Source organism: Sphingopyxis sp. (assembly GCF_016704835.1).
Lineage (GTDB): Bacteria > Pseudomonadota > Alphaproteobacteria > Sphingomonadales > Sphingomonadaceae > Sphingopyxis.
Genome location: NZ_JADIZJ010000001.1, coordinates 966,028 through 986,098, shown reverse-complemented (window position 1 = coordinate 986,098; position 20,071 = coordinate 966,028). Strand labels below are relative to the sequence as shown.

At 63.9% G+C, this 20,071-nt stretch carries 26 protein-coding genes; 15 read left to right on the top strand and 11 right to left on the bottom strand.

The window, feature by feature from the left end:
* Positions 1 to 232: 232 nt before the first annotated feature.
* The 3 genes from mnmG to IPF76_RS04925 all read right to left on the bottom strand — a co-directional run bounded on the left by mnmG (position 233) and on the right by IPF76_RS04925 (position 3,792).
* The gene (mnmG, locus tag IPF76_RS04935) at positions 233 to 2,095 is read right to left on the bottom strand and encodes a tRNA uridine-5-carboxymethylaminomethyl(34) synthesis enzyme MnmG (protein WP_293840385.1); all 1,863 of its coding nucleotides are present in this window, start codon (positions 2,093 to 2,095) and stop codon (positions 233 to 235) included.
* Between the two features lie 75 nt (positions 2,096 to 2,170).
* Positions 2,171 to 3,475, bottom strand: a complete 1,305-nt coding sequence (gene mnmE, locus IPF76_RS04930; protein ID WP_293841927.1) for a tRNA uridine-5-carboxymethylaminomethyl(34) synthesis GTPase MnmE — start codon at positions 3,473 to 3,475, stop codon at positions 2,171 to 2,173.
* A gap of 23 nt (positions 3,476 to 3,498) precedes the next feature.
* Entirely contained in the window at positions 3,499 to 3,792 is a 294-nt protein-coding gene (locus IPF76_RS04925; RefSeq protein WP_293840383.1) for a DUF6489 family protein, read from the bottom strand.
* 106 nt (positions 3,793 to 3,898) lie between these two features.
* Between IPF76_RS04925 and IPF76_RS04920 the strand changes: the two genes are divergently transcribed.
* Both IPF76_RS04920 and IPF76_RS04915 read left to right on the top strand, forming a co-directional pair.
* Complete coding sequence (locus tag IPF76_RS04920) at positions 3,899 to 4,597, top strand: dienelactone hydrolase family protein (protein ID WP_293840380.1); 699 nt, start codon at positions 3,899 to 3,901, stop codon at positions 4,595 to 4,597.
* Positions 4,594 to 4,989 (top strand): nuclear transport factor 2 family protein, encoded by a 396-nt coding sequence (locus tag IPF76_RS04915; RefSeq protein ID WP_293840377.1) that lies wholly within the window; start codon positions 4,594 to 4,596, stop codon positions 4,987 to 4,989. The genes IPF76_RS04920 and IPF76_RS04915 overlap by 4 nt, the downstream gene beginning before the upstream one ends.
* 14 nt (positions 4,990 to 5,003) lie before the next feature.
* On the opposite strand, the gene IPF76_RS04910 is transcribed toward IPF76_RS04915, so the two are convergent.
* From IPF76_RS04910 to hemE, 7 genes are all read right to left on the bottom strand, one after another.
* Positions 5,004 to 5,405 (bottom strand): DUF1489 family protein, encoded by a 402-nt coding sequence (locus IPF76_RS04910; RefSeq protein WP_293840374.1) that lies wholly within the window; start codon positions 5,403 to 5,405, stop codon positions 5,004 to 5,006.
* A 44-nt stretch (positions 5,406 to 5,449) separates the two neighbouring features.
* A complete protein-coding gene (locus IPF76_RS04905) occupies positions 5,450 to 5,887 on the bottom strand; it encodes a hypothetical protein (RefSeq protein ID WP_293840371.1) in 438 nt (145 codons plus the stop codon).
* A gap of 32 nt (positions 5,888 to 5,919) precedes the next feature.
* Positions 5,920 to 6,645 carry a TerC family protein gene (locus tag IPF76_RS04900; protein ID WP_293840368.1) on the bottom strand — a complete coding sequence of 242 codons (726 nt, stop codon included), beginning with the start codon at positions 6,643 to 6,645 and terminating at the stop codon, positions 5,920 to 5,922.
* Entirely contained in the window at positions 6,642 to 6,932 is a 291-nt protein-coding gene (locus tag IPF76_RS04895) for an antibiotic biosynthesis monooxygenase (RefSeq protein WP_293840366.1), read from the bottom strand. Before IPF76_RS04895 ends, IPF76_RS04900 begins: the two co-directional genes overlap by 4 nt.
* 16 nt (positions 6,933 to 6,948) lie before the next feature.
* Complete coding sequence (gene rho, locus IPF76_RS04890; protein WP_293840363.1) at positions 6,949 to 8,202, bottom strand: transcription termination factor Rho; 1,254 nt, start codon at positions 8,200 to 8,202, stop codon at positions 6,949 to 6,951.
* 194 nt (positions 8,203 to 8,396) lie between these two features.
* Positions 8,397 to 8,846 (bottom strand): CopD family protein, encoded by a 450-nt coding sequence (locus tag IPF76_RS04885; RefSeq protein ID WP_293840360.1) that lies wholly within the window; start codon positions 8,844 to 8,846, stop codon positions 8,397 to 8,399.
* Between the two features lies 1 nt (position 8,847).
* Positions 8,848 to 9,876: a uroporphyrinogen decarboxylase gene (gene hemE, locus IPF76_RS04880; RefSeq protein WP_293840358.1), complete on the bottom strand. Its 1,029-nt coding sequence runs from the start codon at positions 9,874 to 9,876 to the stop codon at positions 8,848 to 8,850.
* A 350-nt stretch (positions 9,877 to 10,226) separates the two neighbouring features.
* Between hemE and IPF76_RS04875 the strand changes: the two genes are divergently transcribed.
* From IPF76_RS04875 to IPF76_RS04820, 12 genes are all read left to right on the top strand, one after another.
* Entirely contained in the window at positions 10,227 to 11,039 is an 813-nt protein-coding gene (locus tag IPF76_RS04875; protein ID WP_293840356.1) for a pyruvate, water dikinase regulatory protein, read from the top strand.
* Positions 11,036 to 11,632 (top strand): Maf family protein, encoded by a 597-nt coding sequence (locus IPF76_RS04870; RefSeq protein ID WP_293840354.1) that lies wholly within the window; start codon positions 11,036 to 11,038, stop codon positions 11,630 to 11,632. Before IPF76_RS04875 ends, IPF76_RS04870 begins: the two co-directional genes overlap by 4 nt.
* A gap of 10 nt (positions 11,633 to 11,642) precedes the next feature.
* Positions 11,643 to 12,458 carry a shikimate dehydrogenase gene (aroE, locus tag IPF76_RS04865; RefSeq protein ID WP_293840351.1) on the top strand — a complete coding sequence of 272 codons (816 nt, stop codon included), beginning with the start codon at positions 11,643 to 11,645 and terminating at the stop codon, positions 12,456 to 12,458.
* Positions 12,455 to 13,078, top strand: a complete 624-nt coding sequence (gene coaE / locus IPF76_RS04860; protein WP_293840349.1) for a dephospho-CoA kinase — start codon at positions 12,455 to 12,457, stop codon at positions 13,076 to 13,078. The genes aroE and coaE overlap by 4 nt, the downstream gene beginning before the upstream one ends.
* Before the next feature lie 19 nt (positions 13,079 to 13,097).
* Positions 13,098 to 13,799, top strand: a complete 702-nt coding sequence (dnaQ, locus tag IPF76_RS04855) for a DNA polymerase III subunit epsilon (RefSeq protein WP_293840346.1) — start codon at positions 13,098 to 13,100, stop codon at positions 13,797 to 13,799.
* Positions 13,800 to 13,846: 47 nt separating this feature from the next.
* On the top strand, positions 13,847 to 14,419 hold the full coding sequence (gene raiA / locus IPF76_RS04850; RefSeq protein WP_293840343.1) for a ribosome-associated translation inhibitor RaiA: 573 nt from the start codon (positions 13,847 to 13,849) through the stop codon (positions 14,417 to 14,419).
* Between the two features lie 161 nt (positions 14,420 to 14,580).
* On the top strand, positions 14,581 to 15,045 hold the full coding sequence (locus IPF76_RS04845; protein ID WP_293840340.1) for a PTS sugar transporter subunit IIA: 465 nt from the start codon (positions 14,581 to 14,583) through the stop codon (positions 15,043 to 15,045).
* A 21-nt stretch (positions 15,046 to 15,066) separates the two neighbouring features.
* Positions 15,067 to 15,405 (top strand): DUF1491 family protein, encoded by a 339-nt coding sequence (locus tag IPF76_RS04840; RefSeq protein ID WP_293840338.1) that lies wholly within the window; start codon positions 15,067 to 15,069, stop codon positions 15,403 to 15,405.
* Between the two features lie 236 nt (positions 15,406 to 15,641).
* Positions 15,642 to 16,268: a cell wall hydrolase gene (locus tag IPF76_RS04835; RefSeq protein ID WP_293840335.1), complete on the top strand. Its 627-nt coding sequence runs from the start codon at positions 15,642 to 15,644 to the stop codon at positions 16,266 to 16,268.
* Positions 16,269 to 16,458: 190 nt separating this feature from the next.
* Positions 16,459 to 17,070 carry a DUF4136 domain-containing protein gene (locus IPF76_RS04830; RefSeq protein WP_293840333.1) on the top strand — a complete coding sequence of 204 codons (612 nt, stop codon included), beginning with the start codon at positions 16,459 to 16,461 and terminating at the stop codon, positions 17,068 to 17,070.
* Positions 17,067 to 18,176, top strand: a complete 1,110-nt coding sequence (locus IPF76_RS04825) for a M14-type cytosolic carboxypeptidase (RefSeq protein ID WP_293840331.1) — start codon at positions 17,067 to 17,069, stop codon at positions 18,174 to 18,176. The genes IPF76_RS04830 and IPF76_RS04825 overlap by 4 nt, the downstream gene beginning before the upstream one ends.
* The gene (locus IPF76_RS04820) at positions 18,176 to 18,640 is read left to right on the top strand and encodes a GNAT family N-acetyltransferase (RefSeq protein WP_293840329.1); all 465 of its coding nucleotides are present in this window, start codon (positions 18,176 to 18,178) and stop codon (positions 18,638 to 18,640) included. The genes IPF76_RS04825 and IPF76_RS04820 overlap by 1 nt, the downstream gene beginning before the upstream one ends.
* 71 nt (positions 18,641 to 18,711) lie before the next feature.
* On the opposite strand, the gene IPF76_RS04815 is transcribed toward IPF76_RS04820, so the two are convergent.
* Positions 18,712 to 19,173, bottom strand: coding sequence for an Hsp20 family protein (locus IPF76_RS04815; RefSeq protein WP_293840326.1), 462 nt, complete (start codon positions 19,171 to 19,173; stop codon positions 18,712 to 18,714).
* Between the two features lie 188 nt (positions 19,174 to 19,361).
* On the opposite strand from IPF76_RS04815, the gene gpmA reads away from it, so the two are divergent.
* Positions 19,362 to 20,048 (top strand): 2,3-diphosphoglycerate-dependent phosphoglycerate mutase, encoded by a 687-nt coding sequence (gpmA, locus tag IPF76_RS04810; RefSeq protein WP_293840324.1) that lies wholly within the window; start codon positions 19,362 to 19,364, stop codon positions 20,046 to 20,048.
* The last annotated feature ends 23 nt before the right edge of the window (positions 20,049 to 20,071 follow it).

Genomic DNA, 20,071 nt, shown 5'->3' with positions numbered 1-20,071 from the left:
GAGCCAATAGACATACCACGCCAAGCCGCGGCGAAATGGCGCATCACACGGACCAGGACAAATCTCACACAACGACACAAAGATCTTGCTGCACCCTCGATCACTCGGCGACAAACCCTGACGCGGTCATCTCATCTGAACAGGCCTCACGGTATTCCCGCCGACTACCGCGGCGAGCCCAATCGCCATCTTTGTGTCTTTGGGTGCGTTTCCATAAAGCCGCTCGAGCAGGTCAAGCCGCCCGCCGCCGACTATGCACCATTATCGCAGTCAGCGCCGCCGGCGTAACGCCATCGATCCGCGCCGCCTGCCCCAGCGTTTCCGGGCGCGCCTTGCCGAGGCGTTCGACCATCTCGCGCGACAGTCCGCCGATCGCCGCATAGTCGAGCGCCGCGTCAAGGCTGATTGCCTCGTTCGCCGCGAGCGAGCGCAACTCGGCATCCTGCCGCGCGATATAGGGGGCATAATGCGCGTCCTCGACCAGCTCGGCCATGATCGTCGGATCGATAGCGTCAAGCTCGGGCGCCAGCCGTGCCAGCGTCGCAATCGTCACATCGGGAAAGCGCAGCAGCTCGATGCGCGTCCGCGCAATTCCGTCGCCGGGGATCGTCATCCCGATCACGCCATAATCAGCGCTCGTCACCGGGACCGCCAGCAAGGCTTCGGCCTCGGCGCGCGCTGCCTGCCGCGCCGCGAACAGCTCGGCCGTCGCCGGACGCACCAGCCCCAGTTCGATCCCGATCGGCGTGAGTCGCGTCGCGGCATTGTCGGCACGGAGCCTCAGGCGATATTCGGCGCGCGCGGTGAGCATCCGGTATGGCTCGGTCACCCCCTGCAACACCAGATCGTCGATCATCACCCCGATATAGGATTCGGATCGATCGAGGATCAGCGGCGCACGGCCGCGCCCCGCCAGTGCGGCATTGGCGCCGGCAATCAGCCCCTGTGCCGCGGCTTCTTCATATCCGGTCGTACCGTTGATCTGTCCCGCGCAATAGAGGCCGGGCATCGCGCGCACCTGCAACGTGCGGTCGAGCGCACGCGGATCGATATGGTCATATTCGACCGCATAGCCCGGCACGACCATCTCGACCGCCTCCAGCCCTTCCATCGTACGCAGCATCGCCAGCTGGACATCGGCGGGCAGCGACGTCGAAATGCCATTGGGATAGACCAGATGCGTGTCGAGCCCCTCGGGCTCCAGAAACACCTGATGTCCGTCGCGATCGGCAAAGCGATGAATCTTGTCCTCGATCGAAGGGCAATAGCGCGGCCCCGCCGCGCCAATCGCCCCCGTGAACAACGGTGAACGGTGCAGATTGTCGGCGATGATCGTGTGCGACGCGGTGTTGGTGCGCGTAATCGCGCAGAAAATCTGCGGAACCGTGCGCGCGTTGTTCCACGTGGAACAGGTCCATGTTGCCCCATCCGACGGCTGTGCCTCCAGCCGAGCCCAATCGATCGTTCGCCCATCGAGTCGCGGCGGTGTGCCGGTCTTGAGCCGCGCCATCGGCAGATCGGCGGCGCGCAGCTGCTCGGCAAGCCGATGCGCGCCATCCTCACCGATGCGCCCCCCAACCATCCGCTCCTCGCCGCGAAACATCCGTCCGCCCAGGAAGGTGCCGGTTGCGAGTATGACGGCGGGCGCGGTCAACGCAGCCCCGTCGCCAAGAACCAGCCCCTCGACGATCCCGCCGTCGTTCGACAGTCGCAGTGCCGCCGCTTCACCGGCGATCACCGTGATGTCATCCTCAGCCGCCAGCAGACTTTGGATCGCATCGCGATAACGCGTCCGGTCAGCCTGAATGCGCGGCCCGTGCACCGCGGCGCCCTTCGACGCATTGAGCATCCGGTAATGGATCGCTGCGCTGTCGGCGGCGCGCGCCATCCACCCATCGAGCGCGTCGACCTCGCGCATCAGATGTCCTTTGCCCAGCCCCCCGATGGCCGGGTTGCACGACATCGTCCCGATCAGCGCCGGATCGAAACTGACCAGCGCCACCCGCGCGCCAAGCCGCGCCGCCGCCGCCGCGGCTTCAGTTCCGGCGTGGCCACCGCCAACGACGATGACATCATAGGATATGCTGCTGTGCATGATTGCGGCGCCCTTAGCCCAAATCTGGCACCAAATCCACTGTCGTGCGACCACCGCGATGTTTCACGTGGAACATCATTTCCCGATGCAAAAACGTCCGAACAAGGTGTCGAGCATATCTTCTACGCCCGCGCGCCCGGTGATCCGGTCGAGCGCGCCGCTCGCGAGCCGCAGTCGCTCGGCAATCAGGACCAGGTCGGAAGCCTCGCGCGAGCCCGCTGCAATCTGCAGCCAGTCGCGCGCGTCGTCGAGCGCCGCACGCTGGCGCTGGCGCAGCGCCGCCTCGCCCTCGCGCGGCAACAACGTCCGCGCCAGCGCGACGATCATGCGATGGAGCCTGTCCATTCCCTCACCCGTCGCCGCCGATAGGGTGAGATCGCACCGCGCCGCCTCGGCTTCGGTCGCCGCATCGCCGCGCCACCGGTCAGCCTGCGCGGCGATCAGAATCGCGCGCGGATGGTCCGGCGCATCGCGCGGCGGCCCCAGCCACAACAGGATATCCGCCGCCACGACCGCCGCCTTGGCCCGATCGATCCCGATCATCTCGATAGCGTCGGAACTTTCCGCGCGCAGTCCCGCCGTATCCGAAAAGCGCAACGCGATCCCGTCGAGCGCCAGCGCCGTCTCGATCACATCGCGGGTGGTCCCCGCCACCGGCGACACAATCGCCAGTTCGCGTTGAGCCAAAGCATTGATTAACGTGGATTTTCCTGCGTTGGGCGGCCCCGCAATGACGACCGACAAGCCCTCGGAAATCACTTCCGCCGCCGGCCGCAACAGCCACTCCCCCAGCTCGCCCGCCAGCGTTGCCATTCCCAAAATCAACCGCTGCGCGACGCCTTCGCCAACTTCGACATCATCCTCATCGGCAAAATTCAGCTCTGCCTCGGCCCCCGCCATCAGCGTCAGCAATCGATCCTGCCACGCCGCGACCGCGCGCGACACATGTCCGCTCGCCATGCCCAGCGCCTGCGCCCGCTGGCTCTCGGTCTCTGCCGCGAGCAGATCGGCCAACCCTTCGGCCTCGGCCAGATCGATCCGCCCGTTGAGGAACGCACGCCGGGTAAACTCCCCCGCCGCGGCGCGCCGCAGCCCCGGGATCGCCGCCAGTGCCGCCTCGACCGCCGCAACCACCGCACGGCCGCCGTGCAGCTGCAGTTCCGCCAGATCCTCGCCCGTCGCTGTCAGCGGTCCGGGGAACCACAGGATCAACGCGCGGTCGAGCGGCGCTCCGCCGCGATCGCGCAGCTCTGCCAAGGATGCGTGTCGCGGTTCGGGCAGTCGCCCCGCGAGCGCCCGCAGCGCCTCACCTGCCCGCGCCCCGCTGATCCGCACCACCGCGATCGCCGCCGGCGGCATCCCGCTCGACAGCGCAAAGATCGTGTCGTTTAAACTTTCTTGATTCAGCTCTTGCGCCCTCGCGCCGGCTTGTCGTCGTCCGTCGCGGACGCTTTGCTCGCTCCGCCCATCAACCCGCCGCCAAACTGGCCGAGCAGCGACTGAACCAACCCCAGCCCGCTCTCGCCCATCGGCACCCAGGTCTTGACCATCGCCTGCACCATGTCGGGGGTAATCCCCTTCGCCATCAATTCCTTGACGCGGTCGAGATAGACATCGTGCAGCGGCTCAAGATCGGGCAGGCCGAACAGCTGACGCGCCTCCTGCGGGGTGCAATCGATCTCGATATTGAACTTCATCGCCTGTCTCCGCCCCGAAAAATGCCGGTTAGCCGCTTGAGCCGCGCCCATCGCCCCGCTAGCTTCGCGCTTTCAACGCCATTTAGCAAGAGTCAGGAACCCCCCCATGTCCGCGACGAACATCACAATCCCCGCGCTCGACGCGACCAGCGAAATTCCAGCCTATGTGGCGCGCCCCGATGCCGATTCGTCGCGCGCGATCATCGTCATTCCCGAAATATTCGGGGTGAACGCCGGGATTCGCGAGAAGTGCGACGACTGGGCGGCGCAAGGCTATCTGGCGATTGCCCCCGACCTGTTCTGGCGTTTCGCCCCCGGGGTCGAACTCGACCCCGATGTGGAAGCCGAACTGCAGGAAGCCTTCGGCTATTTCGGCCGCTATGACGCCGACGACGGGGTCAAGGATATCGAGGCCGCGATCCGCTGGCTCCACGCGCAGGGCGCCACCAAGGTTGGCTGCGTCGGCTTCTGCCTTGGCGGGCGGCTGGCCTATATGGCCGCGGCACGCACCGACGTGAACGCGTCGGTTGGCTATTATGGCGTGATGATTGATCAGATGCTGAATGAAAGCCACGCGATCGCGCACCCATTGATGCTGCATATTCCAACGGCGGATCATCTGGTCGGATCGGAAGCGCAGGCCAAGATGCACGAAGGCCTTGATCCGCATCCGAAGGTTACGCTCCACGATTATGAGGGTCTCGACCACGGCTTTGCCGCAACTGGCGGCAATCGCCGCGACGACGCGGGCGCTCAGCTTGCCGATGGCCGCACAAAAGCCTTTTTCGCCGAGCATCTGGCATGACGGCGGTGGCAGGCGTTGCCGCTTGGCACGCTTATATGGACGGCGGCGGCGATCCGCAGGCGCTCCGCAACATGCTGGCCAAGGATGCCGTCTTCCACTCGCCCGTCGTCCATTCGCCGCAGGCTGGCCGCGACAAGGTCTTCGCCTATCTCCATGCCGCGAGCCATGTGCTCGGCGGCGACGATTTCCGTTACGAGCGCGAGATCATCGACGGCGACCAGGCGATGCTCGAATTCGCGACGACGCTTGATGGGATCCACATCAACGGTGTCGATATCATCCGCTGGAACGAAGACGGAAAAATCATAGATTTCAAGGTGATGGTCCGCCCGCTCAAAGCGATTAACAAGGTCTGGGAGAAGATGGGCGAGATGCTGGCCGCGCAAGGATAGCTTACAGGTGTGCGCTAGATCAGCATCAGCGCCGCAAGCTCGCGGTACAGGTGCGGCGGCAGATCGGCGATGCCGTCGTGCACGGCCATAGCCTTGGGCGCATCGTCATCGGCCAGATAGCGCCACCCCTGATGCGCGCGCTTTGACAGCGGCGGCAGGATCTCAAGATCTTGCGAACAGACGATATCGACGCGCCCATCCTTGCGGTCGTCGAAGCGCAAAATCTGCTGCCGCGCGACGATGCGGTGCTTGATGATCCAGTGCAGATAGCCGCCGACGAGCTCGTCCATCCGCTTTGGCCGCATCCGCGTCGGCACGCGCAACTCGCCATCGCGTACGCGCGTCGCCACCCGCCGCGCGAACGTCTCGACATGCGCGCAGCCGACCGCGACCTTGGTGAGATGGAGAGGGGGCATAAATCCTAAGTGGGCAGCCTGACCCAAATGCCAAGAAGCAAATGTTAGTCAGAACCAGTGGTTGCGAGATAATAGTCGCCGCGCCCTTGCACGTTGACCGGAATGCCGAGCATAAAGGTTGGCGCAAGCAGGACGGCCAGCATCGCCTTGAAACCGAGCGCCATGACATAGGGCAAGCTCAGCACCGTGACGCTGGCGGTTATCGCCGTCACCAAACGGCCAATCGCGCGGCGAGACTGCATGGAGACTGCCGGCGCTGGCTCGCTCAGCATCGCGGCAATCACCGCCGAAGCGTCGCCTTGCTGCCAGACGGGAACCGTCAGTCGAAAACCGCCGATCGCCACGACCTCGGCCGAGACGCTGGCATAATATTCGCCGCCAACATGGACGATGATACCAGCGGCATCAAGCATGGCAGCAACGGTCAGCGCCTCACCGCGCCCAAGCAGGATAGCAATCGGAACCATCGCATCGTCGGACATTCACCGACGATGCGATTATCCCTCAGCGCTGTCTAGCCCAGCAACGTCCCCAGGCCGACCGACGGATCGACCCAGCCGTCGTAGATCATCTTGACCGCGACATAGACGATGACCGCAAGCCCGATGTAGGCAATCCAGCGATAACGCTCGATATATTTGGCGATGATGTTCGCCGCGAGACCCATGAGCGCGACCGCGACGATCAGGCCGACGATCATGATCCCCGGGTGATCGCGCGCCGCACCCGCGACGGCGAGGACATTGTCGAGGCTCATACTGACGTCGGCGATTGCGACCGCCCAGGCGGCGCCGGCAAAGCTCTTGGCGGGCTTCAGCCCCGAATGTTCGTCACCTTCAACTTCGGGTGATCCGGCCGAGTGTGCACCTTCACGCAGTTCGCGCCACATCTTCCACGCGACCCAGGCGAGCAGCAGCCCACCGACGAAGATCAGTCCAACAATCTGGAGCAGCTGGGTGACGACGAGCGCAAAGGCGATACGCAGCACCAGCGCCGCGAGGACGCCGATCAGGATCACCTTGCGGCGCTGTTCGGGCGGCAGACCCGCAGCCAGCGCGCCGACGACAATCGCATTGTCCCCCGCAAGCACAAGATCGATCAGCAATACTTGCAAAAACGCCGCCATTGCGGCGGGTTCGGTGATGTTCGAAAAATCGCTGACAATATGGCCCCAGATTTCTGACGGGCCACCCAGTCCCTGCGCAGCCGTGGTGGCGGCGGTCAACAAAAGGTCAATCACACAGGCTCTCCGAAATAATGCACGACAGGCATGGGGTCATAGAAAGGATGCAACAGCACCCGCCACTGCTCATATCGATCCGAGCGGCGGAAACCATCGCGATGGTCTTCCATGCGATCCCAATGCACGATCAGCAAGTAGGTTTCCACCGCTTCGCATCCGCGCCGCACTTCCATGCCCAGAGATCCGGGCGAGGCGGCGATCAGCGGGCGGGCTTTGGCCAGGGCACGTTCGAACGCGGCGCCTTCGCCGGCACGAACCTGCAACAGCGCGTGCTCGACGATCATCCCGCGCCGATCCGCCCTATTGGTTCATCGAATCGAAGAAATCCTCGTTGGTCTTGGAATCCTTGATCTTGTCGAGCAGGAACTCCATCGCATCGATGGTGCCCATCGGCATCAGGATGCGGCGCAGCACCCACATCTTCGACAGCACGCCCTTGTCGAGCAGCAGCTCTTCCTTGCGCGTGCCCGACTTGCCGACATCGAGCGCCGGGAAGATGCGCTTGTCGGAAACCTTGCGGTCGAGGACGATTTCGGAGTTACCCGTGCCCTTGAACTCTTCGAAGATCACTTCGTCCATGCGGCTGCCGGTATCGATCAGCGCGGTGGCGATGATCGACAGCGATCCGCCTTCCTCGATGTTGCGCGCGGCGCCGAAAAAGCGCTTCGGGCGCTGCAGCGCATTGGCATCGACGCCGCCGGTCAGCACCTTGCCCGATGATGGGACCACGGTGTTGTAGGCGCGGCCAAGGCGCGTGATCGAGTCGAGCAGGATGACGACGTCCTTTTTGTGCTCAACAAGGCGCTTGGCCTTTTCGATCACCATTTCGGCGACCTGGACGTGGCGCGTCGCGGGTTCGTCGAAGGTCGAGGAGACGACTTCGCCCTTCACGCTGCGCTGCATGTCGGTGACTTCCTCGGGGCGTTCATCGACCAGCAGGACGATCAGATAGACCTCGGGATGATTGTCGGTGATCGCCTTGGCGATATTCTGCAGCAGCACGGTTTTACCCGTGCGCGGCGGCGCGACGATCAATGCGCGCTGACCCTTGCCCTGCGGGCTGATCAGGTCGATCACGCGCGCCGACTTGTCCTTGACGGTCGGATCGACGGTGTCGAGCGACAGTTTCTGGTTCGGGTAGAGCGGGGTCAGGTTATCGAAATTGACGCGGTGGCGGACAACGTCGGGATCGTCGAAGTTGACGCTGATCAGCTTGGTCAGCGCAAAATAGCGTTCGCCATCGCGCGGGGCGCGGATTTCGCCCTCGACGGTGTCGCCGGTGCGCAGGCCATGTTTGCGGACCTGGTTCGGCGAGACATAGATGTCGTCGGGGCCGGCGAGATAATTGGCTTCGGACGAGCGCAGGAAACCGAATGAGTCGGGCAGCACTTCGATCGTGCCCGAGCCGATGATTTCTTCGTCCTCGGCGACTTCCTTGAGGATCGAGAACATCAGATCCTGCTTGCGCAGCGTCGAGGCGCCCTCGACCCCCAGCTCTTCAGCCATTTCGACCAGCTGGGCGGGCGATTTCGTTTTGAGTTCTTTAAGATGCATGGATGGATTCCAAGGTGAATTTCAGGAAAAATGGCAGTCGATTTTCATTGCACCGCAGGTGCCTATCCGGCCGTGGGACGACCGTTTGCGATAGCTTCGGCGCTGGGAAGCACCGCCCGGCTGGCGGGATTGACACGGCCCCTATAACCGCCACGGCAGCAAGTCAATCGGACCTGCGCCAGGAACACCGGATATCAGGGCCGAACGACCGCCAGAATGACGATGATCGCCGCAGCAACGCCGGGGACTTCGTTGAGCAGCCGGATCTGCTTTTCGGTGAGCGGCCGCAATCCTTGCTGGAGCTTCTTGAAATAGCCGATCATCCAGCCGTGGTAGCCCGACAGCGCAACAACGAGAGCAAATTTGGCGATAAACCAGGTCTCGGCCCAATAATTGCCATTGAACGCCAGCAGCAGCCCGAGAAGCCAGACGATCGTCAAGGACGGGTTCAGGATGATGCGGCGCAAGCGGTCTTCGCGCTCAATCCACTTTTTGTCCTCGTCCGATCCGACCGGACATTGATGATGATAGACAAAAAAGCGCGGCATCATGAACAGACCGGCCATCAGGAAGATCACAAAAATAATATGCGCCGCTTTGACCCAAAGCATCGTCGCCCCCAAAAATCCTGCCCAGTCTGCCATATTACCCGCCGCGAACGCGTCTGATCAGATGTTCGACATGGGCGATCGGCGTGTCGGGAACGATGCCATGGCCGAGATTGAAGATATGGGGACGCGCCGGGAACGCGGCAAGGATGCGGTCGATCGCGGTATCAAGCGCGGTGCCGCCCGCCACCAGCGCCAGCGGATCGAGATTGCCTTGCACCGGCAAATGCTGCGGCAGAACCCGGTCGGCCCAGTCGGGATCGACCGTCTCGTCGAGGCCAATCGCATCGATCCCGGTTTCGTCGGCATAGGCGCGCAGCTTGCCGCCCGCTCCCTTGGGAAAGCCAATGATCGGAGTGTCAGGATGGATAGCCTTCAGACGGCGAATGATCTCGGCGTTTGGCGCGATGACCCAGCGTTCGAATTGCGCCGGACTCAGGCTGCCGGCCCAGCTGTCGAACAACTGCACCGCCTCGACGCCATGCTCGATCTGCCCCGACAGGTAAATTACCGTAACATCGATGATCGCATCGATGATCGCCTGGAACGCCGCGGGGTCGCCGAACGCCAGCCGGCGCGCGGCCGCCTGATCCTTCGACCCCTGCCCCGCCACCATATAGGTCGCGACCGTCCAGGGGCTACCGGCAAAGCCCAGAAAGGTCGTGTCGGCGGGGAGCGAGGCCGCGACGCGTGCCACGGTCGCGTAAATGGGGTCGAGGCGCTCTGGCGCTGCTTCGAGCGCCGTAAGCGCGCTGTCGACCAGCGGCGGGGCCAGCCGCGGCCCCTCGCCTGCCTCGAACCATAATTTCTGCCCCAGCGCGTGAGGGACGATCAAAATGTCCGAAAACAGGATCGAACCGTCGAACCCGAACCGCCGGATCGGCTGCAAGGTCACCTCGGCGGCAGCTTCGGGATCATAGCACAGCTCGAGGAAACCGCCCTTGGTCTCACGCAGCGCGCGATATTCGGGAAGATAGCGTCCCGCCTGGCGCATCAGCCACAACGGCGGGCGCGTTTGCCGCACCCCGCGCAGCACGGCCAGCAAGCTCTTCGGTGACGCCTTCACGCGGGCCCTCTTTCTCTCTTCAATATATAGATTAGATAATATTGTGGTGGTTTGTTGGTCGGCGGACAACGCGGCTTTAGGCGGGAGCGTCGTTTTTGCCAACAGCTTGACTCTCACCACGCCACCGCTCGCCGCAGAGTCGCGACCGGCTGTGCGCCTAATTCACAGCCTGTGGATAGTTTTCATCTCCTGGGGACAAGTGATCGAGCGAAATCGGCAGCGTCGGGGACGAATCCCCCGTCCCCATTTACTCCCCGCGCTTGTCCAAAACTTATCCACAGGCCGCTTTTCGACGCCACAGGCCTGATCCGGGATTGCCTTTTTCCGCGGCTTCCCGCCATGGTGCTGCGATGGGCCGGCTCCACCTTCATCTCATATCCGACTCCACGGGCGAGACACTCGAAAATATCGCCAAGGCGGCGATTGCGCAGTTCGACGATGTCGAGGTGGTGCGGCATTTCTGGCCAATGGTGCGCTCCGAGTCCCATCTCGATCGCATTATGGCCGAAGTACAGGCCAGTCCGGGCATGATCTTGTTCACGCTGGTCAATGGCGACCTGCGCGTCAGCCTCGAACGCCGCGCCGGAGCGCTTAATCTGCCGTTGGTTCCGGCGCTCGACGCCGTAACCGATGCGCTATCGCGCATGCTCGGCCAAGAAGCCAAGGCGCGCCCGGGTCGCCAGCATCAGCTCGATGCTGCTTATTTTGCGCGGGTCGACGCGATCCAGTTCACCGTTGCCCACGACGACGGCATCGGCTGGGAAAATTGGGAACAGGCCGATATCGTCCTCGCCGGTGTATCGCGCACGTCAAAGACGCCGACGAGCATCTATCTTGCCAATCGCGGCTTCAAGACCGCGAACATTCCGATTGTCCCCGAATCACCGCCGCCCGATGCCTTGTACCGCCTGAAACGTCCGATGGTCGTCGGGCTGACCACCGGGCTCGACCGGCTGGTACAAGTGCGCCGCAACCGCCTCCTGTCGCTCAACCAGGCGCCCGAGACCGCCTATGTCGACGACGAGCGGGTCAAGGCCGAGCTGGCTTATGCGCGGCGGATGTTCGCTGACAATGGCTGGCCAGTGATCGATGTCACCCGCCGCTCGATCGAGGAAACCGCCGCGGCGGTGATCAAGCTGGTCGAAGACCGCGGTGCCGCATGACGCTGCTGCTCGCCTCGCAAAGCAGTGGCCGCGCGGCGATGTTTCGCGCCGCCGGACTCGAATTCGAGACGACTGCCGCGCATGTCGATGAGGAGGCATTGACCGCATCGCTCCTCGCCGCGGGCCAGACCCCGCGCAACATCGCCGATGCGCTGGCCGAGGCGAAGGCGATCAAGATCTCGTCGCGCATGCCCGGGATCACCGTCATCGGGGCCGACTCGACGCTCGCGCTCGACGACGGCGCGATGCTCTCGAAGCCTGAAACTCCTGCTGAGGCCGCCGATCATCTTCGCCGCATGGCGGGCGCGCGCCACCGCCTGTTCAGCGCCGCGGTCGCGGCGCGCGATGGCGCACCGGTCTGGCGCGCCATCGGCGAAGCGAAACTGTGGATGCGGCCCTTGTCCGAGGCCTTCATCGCCGCCTATGTCGCGCAGCATTGGGACAGCATCCGCTGGTCGGTGGGCTGTTATGAAATCGAGGGGGCGGGCGTGCAGTTGTTCGAACGGGTCGAAGGCGACCCCTGGACCATCATCGGCATGCCGATGCTGCCCTTGCTCGCATGGCTGCGCACCACCGGGCTGGCCCAAGAATGAGAGAAACGTCATGAGCGGCGTCCCCTATGCCGAGGTGATCGGCGATCCGATCGCGCAATCGAAATCGCCGCTGATCCACAAATTCTGGCTTGATGCGTTGGGCATGGCGGGTGACTATCGCCGCGCCCAGATCAAGCCCGAGGATCTCGCCGCCCACCTCACCGAGCGCCGCACTGATCCCGACTGGCGCGGTTGCAACGTCACGATCCCGCACAAGGTCGCGGTGATGGATCTGGTCGACGACCCCGGCAATGTCCGCGGGACGATTGGGGCAATGAACACGATTGTTCGGCAACCCGATGGATCGGTGATCGGTACCAATACCGATGCCGCGGGATTCTACGCGCCGCTTGCCGAAACCGACCTCACAGGCGCGCCCGTCGTCGTCATCGGCGCGGGCGGCGCGGCGCGAGCGGTGCTGTTCGCACTCGCGCGCGCCGGTGTGGGGCATGTGACGATCCTGAACCGCAGCCCTTTGAAAGCGATGGGGTTGCTTGCGACCTTCGGTCTGAAGGGTGAGGTCCTTGGTCTTGATGCGCAGCTGCCGCCCGCCGCGCTGCTCGTCAATTCGAGCAGCCTCGGCATGACGGGCCAGCCGCCGCTCGACCTCGACCTGTCGCCGCTGCCCGGCGACGCGATCGTCTATGACCTGGTTTATGCGCCGCTTCAAACCGGGCTTCTCAAAGCTGCCGAGGCGCGCGGGCTCGGTTCGGTTGACGGGCTCGACATGTTGATCGGCCAGGCCGCGCTTGCCTTCGAACTGTTCTTTGGCGCCGCGCCGCCCGAGGGCCGCGACGAGGAACTGCGCGCGCGGCTGGTGGCATGAGGCATCGGCCGCGCCCGGGCTCGCGGCTGCGGCGGCCGTTCATCCTCGGCCTCACTGGCTCGATCGGAATGGGCAAATCGACTGCGGCTGCGATGTTCGAGCGCGAAGGGGTGCCGGTGTTCGACGCCGATGCCGAAGTCCACCGGTTGCAAGGCCCGGGCGGCGCGCTCGTCGCGGCGATCGCGGCGCGCTTTCCGGGTACGACCGGACCCGGCGGCGTGGATCGGCAAAAGCTCGGCGCGCTGGTCCTCGGCAATCGCCACGAACTCGCCGCGCTCGAAGCGATCGTCCACCCTGCCGTGTTTCTGGCGCAGAAACGGTTTCTGGCGCGGCACCGCGCGCGGTCGGTCGTCGTCCTCGATATCCCGCTTCTGTTCGAGAAGGGCGGCTGGCGGCGCGTCGGGGCGATTGCCGTGGTGTCGGCGCCGACGTGGATGCAGACCAAGCGCGTGATGCGCCGCCCAGGCATGACCTACGGCCGGTTGAAGGCGATCCGCCGCCTGCAGGTTCCCGACCGCGTCAAGCGCGCGCGCGCCGATTTCATTATCGAAACGGGTGGACCTAAAAGCGAGACGCATCGGCAGATTCGCGCCATCGCCTCTTGTTTCCGCGCCCGATAGGGTCCAGATTGATCGCTCAATGCGAGAGATCATCTTCGATACGGAAACCACGGGATTCGATCCCAAGACCGGAGACAGGCTGGTCGAAATCGGGTGCATCGAACTGGTCGATCGCCGCGAGACCGGCGTCACCTTCCACGGCTATTTCAATCCCGAACGCGACATGCCCGCCGCTGCCGAAGCGGTGCACGGTCTGTCGATCCAGTTTTTGTCGGACAAGCCGCTGTTCGCGACGCGCGTCGATGAGCTGATGGAATTTCTCGGCGATGCGCCGCTGATTGCGCATAATGCCGTCTTCGACTTTGGCTTCGTCAACGCCGAATTGGCGCGCGCAGGGCGCCCCGCGCTCGACATGGGCCGGATGTGCTGCACGGTGCAGATGGCCCGCAAACTTCATCCAGGCGCCAAGCACAGCCTCGACGCGCTCTGCACCCGTTATGGCATCGACCGCAGCCACCGCATCAAGCATGGCGCGCTGCTCGACGCCGAATTGCTCGCGCATCTTTATATCGAAATGACCGGCGGACGGCAGATCGGCCTGGGGCTGGCATCGTCGGCCGCGGGCAGCGCCTCCTTGGCTCGGGCCACCTCCGCTGCGCCGCGCGGTCACGACCGTCCGTTTCGCGAACCCCGACCCCATATGGCATCGGCCGCCGATCTGGCGCGCCATGCCGAATTTGTCGCAGGGCTGAACCAGCCGCTGTGGCTCGATACGGTGTGATGACTCTCCCTTGATGTCATCGCATCGGACATAGCAGGAGAAGAACAATGGAAATCCGCGTCTCTGGCCACCAGATTGAAACCGGCGAAGCGCTGCAGGCGCATGTGTCGGACCGGATGAACGCGATTGCCGACAAATATTTCTCCCGGGCGATCGGCGCGCACGCGACCTTTGGCAAAGGGCCGCACGACAGCTTCCAGTGCGACATTGTTGCGCATGTGATGCAGGGACTCGTGCTCAAGGGGCATGGTCAGGCGCAGGACGCGCATGTCGCCTTCGAAGGTGCCGCCGAACGCATCGAAAAGCAGCTGCGCCGTTACATGCGACGCCTGAAGGACCGCAACAGCGGCCCGGCAGAGCCGTCACCGACGGTTGATGAGATCGAGGATAACGCGAGCTACATCGTCTTCGACGGCGGCAATGATGAAGATGCCGGGGATGCGCCCGCAATCATCGCCGAAACGCGCGTCGATATTCCTAGCAGCAGCGTGTCCGACGCGGTGATGATGCTCGACCTGCGCAACACCAATGCGCTGCTGTTCGTCAACAGCAAGACCGGCGCGCACAATATGGTCTATCGCCGCGACGACGGGACGATCGGCTGGGTCGAACCACGATAAGGCTGGATTTTCTCCGCCAACCGGCATAAGGGCCGCGCCCAACACGTCCCCATACACGTCCTCTGCTGGAATGGCGGGGCGCCGGTACGACCGCTCCGCAAAGGATTGCCGAGCAACGGCCGGCCTCTTTGTTCGACGGCTACACAGATTTGACCAGACCCATGATCCTTTCTTCCCTCCTCTATCCCGCCACCGTGCGCGCGCATGTGCAACTCGATTCGAAAAAGGCGCTCTTCCCCTTTGTCGGGGATCTCGCCAGCCGTTCGCTTGGCCTCGACGCTGGCGAAGTCAGCGAGGCCTTGCTCGAGCGCGAGCGGCTCGGCTCGACCGGCTTCGGCCGCGGCATCGCGCTGCCGCACGCCAAGTTGGCCGATCTCACCGGGGTGCGCGGCCTGTTCCTGCAGCTGTCGCGGCCGATCGACTTCAACGCGGTCGATGGTCTGCCCGTCGACCTGCTGTTCGTACTGCTGTCGCCGCTCGATGCCGGCGCTGATCATCTCAAAGCGCTGGCGGGTGTGTCGCGCATGCTGCGCAATGAGACGATCGCCGAACGGCTGCGCGGCGCAAAGAGCGACGAAGCGTTGTACGCGCTGCTCGCCGACACCGAAACACGTGACGCGGCGTAACACCGCGGCGCAAGTTTTCCCATGACGCGGCTGACCAGCCGCTTTCTGGTCGACCTGCTGCTGCGCCGGACCGAGTCGGCCGGCGGGTTCGCGACAGTGCTCGCCAAAGGCGACGAACATTCAGGGACGATATTGGTCCAGTGCAGCGAGCGCGGCGTGCCTGGCCCGCTGCTCGAACGGCGTTTTGCGCCCGCCGGCCACTATATCTGGGAGGCCGTTGGCCCCGAAGATCCCAAAGATGGTGAATCGCGCGCCAACTACCAGGAGCGGCGGCAAAAGGCGGATCCCGATCTGTGGATCGTTGAACTGGATATCGCAGATGCGACACAACTCGTCGCGGAGTGGGCCGCGTTAACTTGACTCTGTTGCAGCGCACAATAAGTGGCGCGCATTCGATAACGCGTAGGTCGTATCGTGGGTTGCATCGTCTTGGCGACGCCCCGGGAAAACGGTTTGGACACGCAGTCGGACGATGACCGCAGGCGATACTTGGACCATAGTCCCCCGCCTGTTTTGAGAGGTTCGGTTCATCGGCCGCACTTTTGACGGACACTATGAGTCGTATTTTGAACGTGGCCAGCGTGGCTGCCGTCGGCATGACTGCCGCCACCATGCTGCTTTTGGCGGAACCGGGCTTTGCAAGTGACCTTGCTGCCGACGCCAATCTTCCCGCCTTGATCGCCCCCGGTGCCGATGCGCCGGTGGTGGCCGAACAGGCGGATCTGTCGATCAAGGCCGATGCGCCGGTCGAAAGCATTACCGAAAAAACCGACGAAATGCCGGCTCCCGAATCGAAGCCGGCACCGGTTACCGCCGAATCGCTCGCTGCACTGGTCGCCGCGACCCCTCGTCCCGCCGATCTCGACCCCGAATTGCGCTGCCTTGCCGGCACCGTCTATTTCGAGTCGCGCGGCGAATCGCTCGTCGGTCAGCTCGCGGTCGCGCATGTCGTGCTCAATCGCGCCCAGTCGGGTCGCTTCCCCAAAAGCCTGTGCGGTGTCGTCCATCAGCGCAGCCAGTTCAGTTTTGTGCGCGGCGGCAAAATGCCCGCGATCCGCGAAGGCGCGCAGTGGAACAACGCGATCGCGATCGCACAGATCGCCCGCGACGGCCGCTGGAAGAATCACGCACCGGGCGCGCTCTTCTTCCACGCCCGCTATGTCTCACCGGGCTGGCGCAAGACGCGCATCGCGCAGATCGACAATCACATCTTTTATCGCTGAATCTGTTCCCTCCTGTGGCGAAGCGATCGGGAGGTGGCAGCGGCGTCGCTACTGAGAGGGGTCATGACGCACCGTTGACGCCCTCCACCACCGCTGCGCGGTGATCCCCCGGCCTATGGCTTCGCTGCAGGGAAGATCGCGCGACATCCCATTCATTGCCAAGCCATATTTGGTGGCGCATGATGCCCAGATGACGCGTCAAATTTCTGTCGCCCTGCTGTGTGCAGCGGCGCTTTCGTTCGGCGGCTGTGCCACCGCGGTGCCGCCGGTCGAGGTCACCCGCTTTCATAATGCCGCGCCCAGCTGGGCGCCGGGGACGCGCTACGCCATCGCGACCGCGCCGCTCGATGGGCCGGGCGCGGGGATGCCGTCGCTCGAATGGAACAGCTACCGCGCCGCGGTGGATCAGCAGTTACAACGTCTGGGCCTGGTCGCCGCGGGTGCCAACGAACGCGCACCCTTGCTGGTCCGGATTGCCTTCGACCGCAGTGAACAGCGCGCCGCAGCGCGCCGTTCGCCGGTTACCGTCGGCGTCGGCGGATCGACCGGCAGTTATGGTTCAGGGGTTGGCGTCGGCCTGGGCATCAACCTTGGCGGCGGACCGAAGGCAATGGCCGATATGCAACTCTCGGTCCGTATCGACGATGCCGCGAGCGGACAGGCGTTGTGGGAAGGCCGTGCACTCACCGCAATCCCGGTTAAGGCGCCGGCAGCGCAACCATCGCTTGCCGCGGCAAAATTGGCGGAAGCTTTATTCAAGGACTTCCCCGGCGAATCGGGACGCACTATCAGCATCCCATGAGCATCACCATCAACGCCGCTTTCGACAGCGGCAATATCGTCGTGGATTCGATCGACGGCACTGCGGCGCGCCTGTCGATCCGCAAGGACCGCGAATCCGATTTCTTTCAGTGGTTCCACTTCCGCGTGTCGTGTTCGGTCGGCGATGCGCTCGAACTGGCGATTACCGGGCTCGATACGTCGGCCTATCCCGACGGCTGGCCGGGTTATGCAGCCTGCGCGAGCTATGACCGCGACTGTTGGTTCCGCCTCGACACCAGTTACGATCCCGGCACGCTGACGATTCGCCACACCGCCGAAAGCCCGATCCTCTACCTCGCCTATTTCGCGCCCTATTCGATGGAGCGTCACCACGACCTCGTCGCCAGCGTCGCCGAGTGTGAAGGCGTGACCTATCGTTGCCTTGGCACCAGCCTCGAAGGCCAGCCGATCGACTGCCTCGAAATGGGCAGCGGCGACACGCAGGTGTGGCTCTATGCGCGCCAGCATCCGGGCGAGAGCATGGCCGAATGGTGGGTCGAGGGCGCGCTCGAAAAGCTCACCGATCCTGCCGATCCGCACGCGCGCTCGCTGCTCAAGAAATGCCGCTTCCACATAGTGCCGAACATGAACCCCGACGGCTCGCGCTGCGGCCACTTGCGCACCAATTTCGCTGGCGTGAACCTCAATCGCGAATGGCACACGCCGACCGCCGAGCGCAGTCCCGAAGTGCTGTGCGTGCGGGGGGCGATGGACGAAAGCGGCGTCGACTGGGCGATGGACGTCCATGGTGACGAGGCGATCCCGGCGGTGTTCCTTGCCGGCTTTGAAGGCATTCCGTCGCTGAAACCCGGGCAGTTGGAAAAATACAAGGCGTTTCAGACCGCACTCGCCGCGAACACCCCCGATTTCCAGGTCGCCCTCGGCTACAGCGAGTCGGCGCCCGGCAAGGCGAATCTGTCGATGTCGACGACCCAGCTCGCCGAACGCTTCGGCGCGGTGTCGATGACGATCGAAATGCCATTCAAGGACAATGACGACTTGCCCGACCCGGTCGCCGGCTGGTCGCCGGAACGCTCGAAGCTGCTGGCGCACGCGTGTCTCGCGACACTCGATCAGATGCTGTGATGGGCGACTGGCGGATCGTCGAAGACGATCTGTCAGGCGCCGCGATCCGCGCCCTGCTCGAACAGCATTTCGCGGGCATGCTGGCGAACTCGCCCACAGGCAGCTGCCACTTCCTCGACTTCGCCGGTCTGAACGCCGCCGATGTGACCTTCTGGTCGATCCATGAAGGCGACGTGCTGGCGGGGTGCGGGGCGCTCAGGATGCTCGAAGCCGCGCACGGCGAGATCAAGTCGATGCGTACCGCCGACGCGTTCCTGCGCCGCGGCGTCGCGGCACGCATGCTCGACCATATCATGGCTGAGGCGCACAACCGCGGCCTCAAACGGCTGAGTCTCGAAACCGGGTCGGGCGCCGCGTTCGCACCGGCGATCGCGCTCTATCGCCGCTATGGCTTCGCCGATTGCGAACCCTTTGCCGACTATAAGCCCGACCCGTTCAGCCGCTTCATGACGCGCGCAATCTAGATACGAAAACGGGGTCCGGAAGGGACTCCGGACCCCGCTAAGATGCCGCGCGGGCATGGGTTTGCAGGCGCTTACGCCGCCTGCTGATCCTCGACGAGCGTCGGGGTCGCATTGCCGCCGATCGCGATCTTGTGCGGTTTCATCGCCTCGGGCACTTCGCGTACGAGGTCGATGATCAGCAGCCCGTCGGCGAGGTCGGCGGCGCTGACCCGCACGAAATCGGCGAGCTGGAAGCGGCGCTCGAAGGCGCGCGTCGCGATGCCGCTGTACAGCAGCTGGCGACCTTCGCCTTCGGCAGCCGGCGCCTTGCGGCCGCTGACGGTCAGCATATTCTGCTGCGCGACGATGTCGATTTCGTCGCTCTTGAACCCGGCGACCGCGACGGTGATGCGGAAATGGTCGTCGGCGATCTTTTCGATGTCGAACGGCGGATAATTTTCCGCGCCCGACGCGCCGGTTTCGAGGAAATCGAACAGGCGGTCGAAACCGACGGTCGAACGGCGATAGGGGGTCCAGTCAAAACTGTTACGCATGGTCTTTCTTCCTTTTTCAAAAGCGAAGTCAGGGACCGCGGCGGCGCGCCGCGATCGCCATCCGGCCCCGTATCGGCGACCGGATGCTGCAAATCTGGGTGCGCTTGAAACCATTTCAAGAGGGCGATTGGCGTTCATGGGAAAGCCACGCTAAGGGGCAGCGAAACCCACCAGCGCAAGGACCCGAAATGCCCCAGCTCATCCTCATCCGTCACGGCCAGTCGCAGTGGAATCTTGAAAACCGCTTCACCGGCTGGTGGGATGTCGATGTCACCGAAAAAGGCGCGGCCGAGGCGTGGTCGGCAGGCGAGTTGATGAAAGCCAAGGGCATCGCTCCCGATACCTCTTTCACCTCGGTCCAGTCGCGCGCGATCAAGACCCTCAACCTCGCGCTCGAGGCGATGGGGCGCTTGTGGCTGCCGGTGACCAAGGACTGGCGTTTGAACGAGCGCCATTATGGCGGCCTCACCGGGCTCGACAAGGCCGAAACCGCGGCGAAGCATGGCGACGAACAGGTCAAGATCTGGCGCCGCAGCTTCGACATTCCGCCGCCGCCGCTCGAAGCGGGCTCGCCGTGGGATCTTGCCAGCGACCCGCGCTACGCCGGCATCGCGATCCCCTCGGCCGAGAGCCTCAAGGATACCATCGAACGCGTGCTGCCCTATTATGACAGCGCGATCGTGCCCGAGCTCGCCGCCGGCAAGACGGTCCTGATCTCGGCGCATGGCAACAGCCTGCGCGCGCTGGTCAAGCATCTGTCGGGCATTTCGGACGCCGACATCACGAGCCTTGAAATTCCGACCGGCCAGCCGATCGTCTATGACCTGAACGGCGATCTGACGGCACGTGAGCGTTATTATCTGAGCGAGAGGTAAGCGTTCTTCGTCCTTGCGATGAG